Source organism: Streptomyces torulosus, from assembly GCF_001419765.1.
In the GTDB taxonomy this organism is placed as follows: domain Bacteria; phylum Actinomycetota; class Actinomycetes; order Streptomycetales; family Streptomycetaceae; genus Streptomyces; species Streptomyces torulosus.
Genome location: NZ_LIRK01000046.1, coordinates 1 through 9,152, shown reverse-complemented (window position 1 = coordinate 9,152; position 9,152 = coordinate 1). Strand labels below are relative to the sequence as shown.

The 9,152-nt window shown below is 73.7% G+C and carries 7 protein-coding genes; 1 reads left to right on the top strand and 6 read right to left on the bottom strand.

Going from position 1 to position 9,152, the window contains the following annotated elements; translation table 11 throughout:
• Together AOK23_RS04635 and AOK23_RS04630 are read right to left on the bottom strand one after the other, a co-directional pair.
• On the bottom strand, positions 1-580 hold a 580-nt coding region (locus AOK23_RS04635), incomplete at its 3' end, for an MHYT domain-containing protein (RefSeq protein ID WP_276205712.1).
• A gap of 234 nt (positions 581-814) precedes the next feature.
• Positions 815-4,534 (bottom strand): nSTAND1 domain-containing NTPase, encoded by a 3,720-nt coding sequence (locus AOK23_RS04630; protein ID WP_055711462.1) that lies wholly within the window; start codon positions 4,532-4,534, stop codon positions 815-817.
• Positions 4,535-4,772: 238 nt separating this feature from the next.
• Between AOK23_RS04630 and AOK23_RS04625 the strand changes: the two genes are divergently transcribed.
• Complete coding sequence (locus tag AOK23_RS04625; protein WP_055711461.1) at positions 4,773-5,687, top strand: ribosome-inactivating family protein; 915 nt, start codon at positions 4,773-4,775, stop codon at positions 5,685-5,687.
• 55 nt (positions 5,688-5,742) lie between these two features.
• Here AOK23_RS04625 and AOK23_RS04620 read toward each other — a convergent pair whose 3' ends face one another.
• The 4 genes from AOK23_RS04620 to AOK23_RS04605 form a co-directional block, all read right to left on the bottom strand.
• The gene (locus AOK23_RS04620) at positions 5,743-6,549 is read right to left on the bottom strand and encodes a sugar phosphate isomerase/epimerase family protein (protein WP_055711464.1); all 807 of its coding nucleotides are present in this window, start codon (positions 6,547-6,549) and stop codon (positions 5,743-5,745) included.
• A gap of 101 nt (positions 6,550-6,650) precedes the next feature.
• The gene (locus AOK23_RS04615; protein ID WP_055711460.1) at positions 6,651-8,177 is read right to left on the bottom strand and encodes an FAD-dependent oxidoreductase; all 1,527 of its coding nucleotides are present in this window, start codon (positions 8,175-8,177) and stop codon (positions 6,651-6,653) included.
• Positions 8,178-8,206: 29 nt separating this feature from the next.
• Positions 8,207-8,461 (bottom strand): CDGSH iron-sulfur domain-containing protein, encoded by a 255-nt coding sequence (locus AOK23_RS04610; protein WP_055711459.1) that lies wholly within the window; start codon positions 8,459-8,461, stop codon positions 8,207-8,209.
• Complete coding sequence (locus AOK23_RS04605; protein ID WP_055711463.1) at positions 8,442-9,140, bottom strand: HemK2/MTQ2 family protein methyltransferase; 699 nt, start codon at positions 9,138-9,140, stop codon at positions 8,442-8,444. Before AOK23_RS04605 ends, AOK23_RS04610 begins: the two co-directional genes overlap by 20 nt.
• Positions 9,141-9,152 lie beyond the last annotated feature (12 nt).

Genomic DNA, 9,152 nt, shown 5'->3' with positions numbered 1-9,152 from the left:
CCATGCCCGTGTAGTGCATGCCGGACACCGCGACGCCCATGACCAGGCTCGCGCCGAGGCTGGTGAGGAAGCCGCTGATGGACACGGCCGCCCAGAGCGCGGCGGTCGCGGCGACGATGGCGATGAGGACCGACAGGGCGACGACGGCGATGTCGTACTCGATGTAGCCGTTGAGCTGGATGGCGGCCATGCCGAGGTAGTGCATGGCGGCGACGCCGAGCCCGGTGACGCCGCCGGCCGTGCACAGGGTGGTGGTGCTGACGCCCCGGTAGCCGACGGCGAAGACGCCGATGCCGACGACCACGATCGCCACGGCGAGGCTCAGGACGGTCAGGGTGACGTCGTAGTGGATCCGGCTCTCCTCGACCCGGAAGCCGATCATCGCGATGAAGTGCATCGTCCAGATGCCGCAGCCGATCGAGGCCGCGCCGAGGGCCAGCCAACCGGGCTTCCAGGAACGCTCGTTGTAGACGGACCTGACGACGCAGCGCAGTCCCAGCGCCGCGCCGAGGCACGCCATGATGTAGGCGGCCACCGGAGTGACCGCGCCGTAACTGAATCCGTCGACCGTGCCTTGCATATGCCAAATCCCCCCGGTGCTTGGCCAGTTGAGGCGGCTGAGTGCGGGAGGTAAGTCTGCGATAAGGAAAGGCCGAGGCGCTCTGTTTTCCGCGAGTTACTGTCGGTATCGGCTCGTAGGGTGATCGGCTTTGTCTGGCTCGGTGTTGATTCGCGGTCAAAATCCCCGTGAACATTGATTCTTCAAGCTCAGGCCAGTGTTTTACGTTCCGTCGCGGCCCTTTTCTCGCGCGCTTCACGCGGTTCCGCACACCCGCCGGTACGGGGCGTCCGGTACGTACGTGTGCCACTGGGAGCGGCTCGGGCCGGATCCGCCCGCGCGGGCGCACACCCGTGCCAGGGCTCGGGTGGTGTCGAGGTCGTACCGCTGCAACGGGACATGGGCGCTGCCCGCGTACAGCGTCGTGCCGTCCGGGCCGAACGCGAGGGTGTAGACGGCCTCCCCGGGCGTGGTGAGCGGTCCGCCGATCGGCTGGCCGGTGGGCACGTCCCACAGTCGCAGGCTGCCGTCGTCCCCGCCGACCGCCAGGGTGCGCCCGTCGGGGCTGAACGCGAGGGCCGTCACCGCCTCCCCCTCGGGGTGGCCCTCGACCGGCGGCGGGAAGATGTTGGGCAGCGTACCGGCGCGGTGGCGCGCCTCGCCGTCCCACAGGGCGACCCGGCCGGTCAGGTCCCCGGCCGCCAGCCGTGAGCCGTCGGGAGCGAAGGCCAGCGCCGCGACCGGGCCGCCCTCGACGAGGTCCCGCCCGGTCGCCCGCCAGGACGGGGGCCGGGCCACGGTGCCGCCGTCGACGAGCAGCCGTCCGTCGCCGCGGAGCAGCGGGGCGTTTCCGGTCGGTCCGCCGGGCAGCGCGGTACGCCGCCGTGTGGCGGTGTCCCAGACCTCGGCCGTCTCGGGGTCGTCGCCGCCCGCCAGGCGGATCAGGTGGAGGCTGCGGCCCCGCGGGCCGAGCGCGGCGGCGGTCACGGACGCGCCCGGCAGGTCGAGGGTGCTCACGGCCCGCTCCTGCCGTACGTCCCACACGGTGAACGACTGGCCGGTCAGGTCGTGCCCGGCCGCCGAGACGCCGTACCCGAACCGGGTGCCGTCCGTGCTGAACACGAGCAGCGGGCGGACGTCGGTCGGGGTGACGGGCTGGTCCGGCTCGGTGGAGACCGGGACGGGAGCCGGGGGGAACGTGTGCAGCACGCGGCCGTCGGAGGTGGCGCGCAGCCGGACGACGTAGTGGCCGCCGGTCCGCTCGGCGGTGGCGTAGGTGCGGCCGTCGGGGCTGAGCCGCACGTCGTCCTGGGCGACCGGGCGCCAGTCGTGGGTGACGGCGGCGCCGAGTTCGAGGGTGTGGACCGTGCGGCTCTCCAGGTAGCGCAGTGTGCGGCCGTCCGGGGCGAAGTACGGGGCACCGAGGACGCTCTGGTTGTGCAGTGAGTACCGCAGCACGGGCGCGTCGGGCGCGGAGAGCCGCCACACCCGCAGTTCGGCGACGCCGGCCCCGGCCAGGAAGGCGCCGTCCGCGCTGAGGGCGACGTCGTGCGTGCCGGGGTCGTCCAGGTCGGCGACGAGGCGGCCGGTCCTCAGGTCCCAGACCTGGACCTCGCCGTCGGCGACGGCGGCCATCCGGCCGGCGCCGAGCGCGAAGGGGGCCATGCCCGGACGGCACAGCCGGGCCCGTCCCCAGTCGCCGGTCAGCTCGCGGCCCGTCGCCGTGTCCCACAGCCGCGGCGCCCGCCCGTCGGGGCAGGCCGCCGCGTACCGCCCGTCCGCGCTGACGGCAGTGGCCGTCGTGCCCGCGACCCGGGCCTCGAACAGCACCCGGCCGTCCGCGACCGAGCCCAGCCACAACCGGTGCTCGTCGGCGGCCAGATAGGCGCGGCCGTCGTCGGTGAAGCGCACGTCGAACATGGAGGGGAGCACCGCGGAGCCGGCGGCCCAGCGGCCACGTGCCGTGTCCCACAGCCGGGTGCCGCCGGGCCCGCTGACGGCGAGTACGCGCGCGTGCGGGCCCGCCACGGTCACCCGGCCCTGCGGCAGCCGCCCGGCGCCGGTGCGGCGGTGGGTGACCGCGTCCCAGCTCCGCCATGTGCCGTCGCCGGCGCTGACCAGGGTGCGCCCGGCGTCCGTCAGCAGCCGCCGGGGGTCGTCACCGGGAGTCGGGTCCGAAAAGATGGCCGACTCCGGCTGGGTGAGGGAGCCGAGCAGCGCCCGGCGGGTCTCGGGCAGCCGGGCGATCCGCCAGGCGGCGGCGCCCAGCAGCAGCGCGGTGCGGGGGTCGGTGGTCCGCAGGGTGTCGGCGACCTCGGCGACACGGCGGGCCGCGTCCTGGGTGCGCCGGCGTACGTTGTCGTCGTGTTCCCGCCACACGGCGAACGCCGTCAGCAGGGCGATCGCCAGCACGGCGGACAGCGACCCGGTGAGGATGCGGTGCCTGCGGCTGATGCGGGCCGCGGCCCGCCGTTCCGCGCGGCGCGCCTCCAGCGAGGCGGTGAGGAAGTCCCCCTCCGACCCGGTCAGCGCCGCATCGGCGGCCGGGTCCGTGAACAGCTCCTGCGCACGCGCCAGTTGGGCGCCCCGGTACAGGGCGCCGGGGCACCGGCCGTCCTCCCGCCAGGCGCGGGCCGCCTCCGACAGGGCCCGGTGGTGGCGCAGCCGCTCCCGGTCCTCCTCGATCCAGCCGTGCAGCCGGGGCCAGCAGCTGATCAGGGCCTCGTGGGCCAGGTGCACCCCGTCCTCGTCGGCGGTCAGCAGCCGGGCGCGGGTCAGCCGTTCCGCCACCACCTGCCCGTCCGGGCACTGCGACAGCTCCTCATGGGGGAGCGGACGCCGGGTGTCAGGGGTCCCCTGCCCCGGTACGACCATCCGCAGCAGCAGGTGCCGGGCCGCACGCGCCTGGCCGGGCGACAGGGTCCCGTACACCTCCTCGGCGGTCGCCGCGATCGCGCCGCGCAGCCCGCCCGCCGCCTCGTACCCGGCGACGGTGAGCATCCGGCCCTTGCGGCGGCCCCAGGTCTCCAGCAGGACGTGCCCGAGCATCGGCAGCCCGCCCGGCTCGGCCAGGACCTCCTCCACCAGACGCGCGGTCAGCCTCCGCTCCACCAGATGCCCGGCGGCCCGCGCCGGACCGACGACGGCCTCGCGGAGCTCCTCGCCGTTCATCGGGCACAGCAGCAGACCGGCCTCGTTCAGGGTGCGCGCCAGGTCGGGGTGCTCACCGCACCGCGCGTAGAAGTCGGCGCGCACGGCGACGAGCACACGCAGCCCGCTGTCGGGGGCGCGCGCGGCGAGCAGCAGCTCGATGAACCGGGAGCGCTCCCACGAGTCGGAACAGAGGGTGAAGACCTCTTCGAACTGGTCCACGAGGACCCAGCTCTCGGGCTCACCCGGTGCCGGGCTCAGCAGATGCCCGTACGTGGTGGCGGGTCGCGCCCCGGGGGTGAGGATGCGCAGCACGGCAGGGGAGTGCTGTCCGGCGAGCCGCTCCCGCAGCCGTGGCACCAGGCCGGCCCGCAGCAGGGAGGACTTGCCGCTGCCCGAGGGCCCGAACAGCACCGCGAACCGGTGCTCGCACACCAGTTTCCCCAGTTCGTCCAGCATCCGGTCCCGGCCGAAGAACAGATGCCGGTCGTCCGGTTCGAACCGGGCGAGACCGCGGTAGGGCGCCGGGCCCGCCTCGGAGGGTTCGACCTCGGCCCCGGCGACCTCCCGCTCGGCCTCCTCCCAGCGCTCCCGCCACTCGTCCGGATCGCCTCCACAGGCACGGACGTACGCCTCGACCACGGCGAGCACGGGCAGCCGCTCACCGGCGGCGGCCTGTGACAGCGTTGTCGCGCCGCAGCCGACCGCCCGGGCCATCGTCCGGTACGCGGGGCTGCCCGCGGCGCCGCGCAACTGCCGCAGTTCGTGCGCGAACCGCGCGATGGGCCCGGACGACGGGTCCAGTGGTCTTTCGGGGCGCCCCATGGGCTCGTACCTCCGCGCATCGGGTGAATGCGACATCGAGTGACACCGGCAGCGATGACCATAGGAGGCCCGTCATGAAGGCCGCGTTAATTACGGGTGACGAGCGACGGGTGCGATCAACCCCACATGATTGATCCGGCCGCGGAAGGGGCCTTCGGATCAACTTTTCCCTTGCCAGTGTCGAGGTCAGCGGGGCCGACACCCGGTCCGCACCGACCACGCAAGGGAGAGCACAGCAATGTCCCGTGCACACCTCATCCGCAGGATCAGCACCTCGGCCGTCATCCCGGCCGCGCTCGCCGGAGCCGTCCTCGTCGCCGGGACGGGCGGCGACCTCACCACGGGGGCACAGCACACGTCGCTCGGCGGGAACGTCCAGCTGGCCAACGCCCTGGTACCGACCGACGGCTTCAGCTACGACCTGACCGGCCTCGCCGGCGGCGCCGCCGCCGGCAGGTACGACGGGATCATCAACGACATCCGCGGCCGGCTGCGCGGCACCCGCCTGTACAACAACATCGTCCTGACGCAGGGGGGCAACGACTTCTTCGACGTGACGCTGGCGGTGGGGCAGAGCAACATCACTCTGGTCTTCAACGCGCGGAACCTGTACGTGACCGGCTGGCGCAACAACCGGACCGGCGTGTACTACCGGATGGGTGCCGGACCCACGACGCTCCCGGGGCAGAACGGCGCCACGCAGAACAGGAACTGGCTCAACTACAGCGACATGGAGCGCGCCGGTCAGATCGACCGCGGTTCCATGGGCATCACCATGGGGTCGATCCAGGGCGCGGTCAGTGACCTGTCCAACACCAACAACAGCCGGGACCAGGCTCGGGCCCTGCTCATCCTCGTCCAGGCCTTCGCCGAGGGCGCCCGTTTCGACTTCATCTCCTACCGTGTCGGCCAGGCGATGCGCAACAGCGGCATCTTCTTCGCGGGGTCCTCGTCCGCCGTCAGCGGCAACGGCTCGGGCCAGAACGAGTTCCACGTGTCGGGCCTGCAGTTGGAGAACAACTGGGAGAACCTGTCCACCACCGCCAGGAACTCCACGCAGAACCACACGAACCCGAACTTCGCGATCGGCGACGGGCGGTTCACCACGATGGCGGCGATCGACGCCCAGATGGCCGTGGCGCTGCGGAAGTAGAGCGGCACCACGGGCTCGTGACCGGACCCCACCCGGTCACGAGCCCACGCCGCGCTCAAGCCGCGTCGTTGAGCAGCCGCGTGAGGTGTTCCCTGCCCGCCGCCAGCAGCTCCGGCAGCGGGGCGGCGGTCTCGTACCACCGCTTCTCGTACTCCCAGCACAGCCAGCCGTCCCACTCCCTGCGGGTGAGCACGTCCAGGCACTCGCCGAGCGGGAGGGCACCCGCGCCGAGCGGCAGCGGGGTGGTGTCCTCCGCCGAGGCGATGTCCTTGACCTGGACGTAGCCGAGGAAGGGGGAGAGGGCGGCGTACGACTCGGCGGGCTCCTCGCCGCCCAGCCAGGTGTGCATGACGTCCCACACCGCGCCGACGTTGCGGTGGCCGACGGGGCCGAGGACGCGGATGGCGTCGGCGCCGGTGCGGTGCGAGTCGTGGGTCTCCAGCAGGACGCGCACCCCACGGTCGGCCGCGTCCTCCGCCGCCGTGCCGAGCCGCCGGGCCGCGACGGCGTCGGCCTCCTCCGTGCTCTGCCCGCCGTCCGGGTCGCCGCCGGGGAAGACGCGGACGAAGGGCGCGCCCAGGTCCCGCGCCAGGTCGAGCAGGTCCCGGATCTCGTCGAGCACGGGCCCGTCGTCCCCCGGCGCCGCGACCTTCGCGTACCCGGCGATCCCCAGGATCTCCACGCCGGCCGCCTTGAACTCGGCGGCCACCCGGTCCCGTTCCGCGCTCCCGATCCCCGGATGCACCGGTTCCTCGGGATGGGCGCGCAACTCGACACCGTGGTAGCCGTGCCCGGCGGCGAGCCGCACGACCTCGGACACGGGAACACCGGGCACACCAAGAGTGGAAAACGCAAGCTTCATGTCTTCGGACCCTACTCGTCGCTCGTCGATCGGTACGTCCTGCGGCTGCCCGCCGCCGGGGGTGGTCACGCGGGTCGTCCCCGGCGGGAACACGGCGCTCCTCAGATGTCCCGCTGTTCCAGCGGCTTCGTCGCCGGACCCTGGAGGACGCGGCCGTCCGGGTCGAAACGGGAGCCGTGGCAGGGGCACTCCCAGGCGCGTTCGGCGCGGTTGAAGGCGACGAGGCAGCCCAGGTGGGTGCAGCGGGCGGACAGGGTGTGCAGGACGCCGTCGTCGTCGCGGTGGACCGCGCAGTGGTGGCCGCCCACCCGGACGATCGCCCCGTCGCCCGGTGCGATCGCGTCGAAGGACGTGTCGGAGGCAGGGGAGAGCCGGTCGCCGACGAAGTGCCGGGCGACCCGCGCCTGGTGCTTGAGGAAGCTCGGCGCCTCCCGGACCGCGCTGAGGATGCGGCGCGGGTCGTACAGATCGCTCCACGGCGCCTTCCGCCCGGTGATCCCGTCGGCGAGGAGCCGGCCCGCCATGATGCCGGTGCTCATGCCCCAGCCGCCGAACCCGGTCGCCACCCAGGTGTGCCGGCTGCCCGCGTGGAAGGGGCCGACCAGCGGCACGGAATCGGTGGAGTCGTTGTCCTGGGTAGCCCAGCGGTGCGTGAAGTCGAGCGTCCCGAACCGTTCGACGGCCCACTCGGCGAGCAGTTCGAACCGCTCCTCCACATTGCCGGTGCCCGGTGTGAAGTGCTCCCCGGTGACGATCAGCAGCCGCCGCCCGTCCCCGTACGGGGCGGTGCGCGCGGACCGGGTGCGCTGCTCCTGCGTGATGTACATGCCGTGCGGGTCGGCGTCCGCCGGGATCGGCGCTGCCAGGACCAGCTCACGGCGCGGGGAGAGCCGGGAGAACAGCAGCGCCCGGTCGAACACCGGGTAGTGCGTGGCGACCACGACGTCCCCGGCGGTCACCGTGTACCCCGCCTCCGTCGTCAGCCGGCAGGGGGAGCCCTCCTTGAGCCGCGTCACCCGCGTCTGCTCATGGACCGCACCACCCCGGCGCACGAGGTCGTCGACGAGCGCGAGGAGATAGGCGCGCGGATGGAACTGCGCCTGCTCCGCCACCCGCACCGCCCCCGCCACCGGGAACGGCAGCCCCGTCTCCGTCACGAACGACGCCGGCAGTCCGGCCTCCCGTGCTGCCTCCGCCTCGGCCCTCAGCTCGTCGACACGGCCCTCGTCCTCGGCGTACGTGTACGCCTCCGTCTCCTCCCAGTCGCAGGCGATGCCCAGTTCCTCCACCACCGCGGCGGCGTGCCGGATCGCCGCCGTCTGCGACCGCGCGTACAGGTGCGCGGCCTCCGCGCCCCGGTGGCGCCGCAGCCGGTCGTAGATGAGTGTGTGCAGGGCGCTCACCTTCGCCGTGGTGTGGCCCGTCACCCCGGCGGCGACCCGGTCGGCCTCCAGCAGCGCCACGGTGCGGCCGGTCCTGGCGAGTTCCCACGCCGTGCTGATCCCGGCGATGCCGGCGCCCACCACGGCGACGTCGACGACGAGGTCCCCGTCGAGCGCCGGGTGCGGGCTCGCCTCGGGCGCGGTGTCGATCCAGTACGACTTCTGCTTGCCCGTGTAGGTGTGCATGGCGGCCGGGTTCCCTTCGGACGGACGGCTCAGCGGGGGTCGGGTGGGCTGTCGGGTGTGCGGCGCCCGCGGCCGGTGTCGGCGCCGCCCCCGATGCGCTGCCGGTGGCTGGTGTCGCACCAGGGGTAGATCCGGCTGCGGCGGCAGGTGCACAGGGCCACGCGGAAGCGGTCCGAGGACACGGTCGTCCCGTCCTCCGTGGTGACCTCGACGGGGCCCTCGACCAGCAGCGGGCCGGGGCGCTGGAGGGTGATGCGACGGCGCTCAGCAGGGTCGTTCGGCACGGATGACCACCAGCTCTTCCTTCTCGTCGTCCCCCTCGTCCCCCAGCAGCCCCCGGTCGCGCAACCAGGTGGTCCGCGACCGCAGCACGGGCCCGAAGGCGACGTACCGGCGGTCCACGACCTCGGCCCACAGGCCCGCCGCCCGCACCTGCGCGAGTGTCCGCTCCGCGTCGCTCAGCGTCGACTGCACGAGCAGCAGCACCCCGCCGGGCGCGAGCAGCGCGGGCGCGTCCCGGCAGATCCGGTCCAGGGCGAGCCGCCCGTCCCACCCCGCGTCCCAGGCCCGCGCGGCGCCCCGTACGGCCGCCGCCCGCCCGGTGCCGCCGTCGCCGGGCTCCGGTTCCGGCCCCGGTACGTACGGCGGGTTGGACAGGATCAGGTCGAAGGACCGGCCCGACACCGGGGCCAGCAGATTCCCCCGGACGACGCTCAGCGGCAGCCCGGCGAGTACGGCGTTGACCTTGGCGTTGATCACCGCACGCCATGAGATGTCCACGGCGGTCACCCGCGCCCCCCGCCGGGCCGCGGCCAGCGCCACGGCGCCCGTGCCCGTACCGACGTCGAGGACCCGGGCCCGCGGTGCGAGCGACTCCCGCCCCAGGGCGTGCACCAGCAGCTCGGTGTCGTCCTGGGGGGTGTAGACCCCGGGCAGGGCGACGGGTGGTGAGAGGGGGTTCACGGTGCTCGGCCT

What these genes read in the sequence shown, in the direction of transcription:
- AOK23_RS04630 (WP_055711462.1), bottom strand. Translation starts at nt 4,534, where the DNA reads ATGGGGCGCCCCGAAAGACCACTGGACCCGTCGTCCGGGCCCATCGCG.
- AOK23_RS04615 (WP_055711460.1), bottom strand. Translation starts at nt 8,177, where the DNA reads ATGCACACCTACACGGGCAAGCAGAAGTCGTACTGGATCGACACCGCG.
- AOK23_RS04620 (WP_055711464.1), bottom strand. Translation starts at nt 6,549, where the DNA reads ATGAAGCTTGCGTTTTCCACTCTTGGTGTGCCCGGTGTTCCCGTGTCC.
- AOK23_RS04625 (WP_055711461.1), top strand. Translation starts at nt 4,773, where the DNA reads ATGTCCCGTGCACACCTCATCCGCAGGATCAGCACCTCGGCCGTCATC.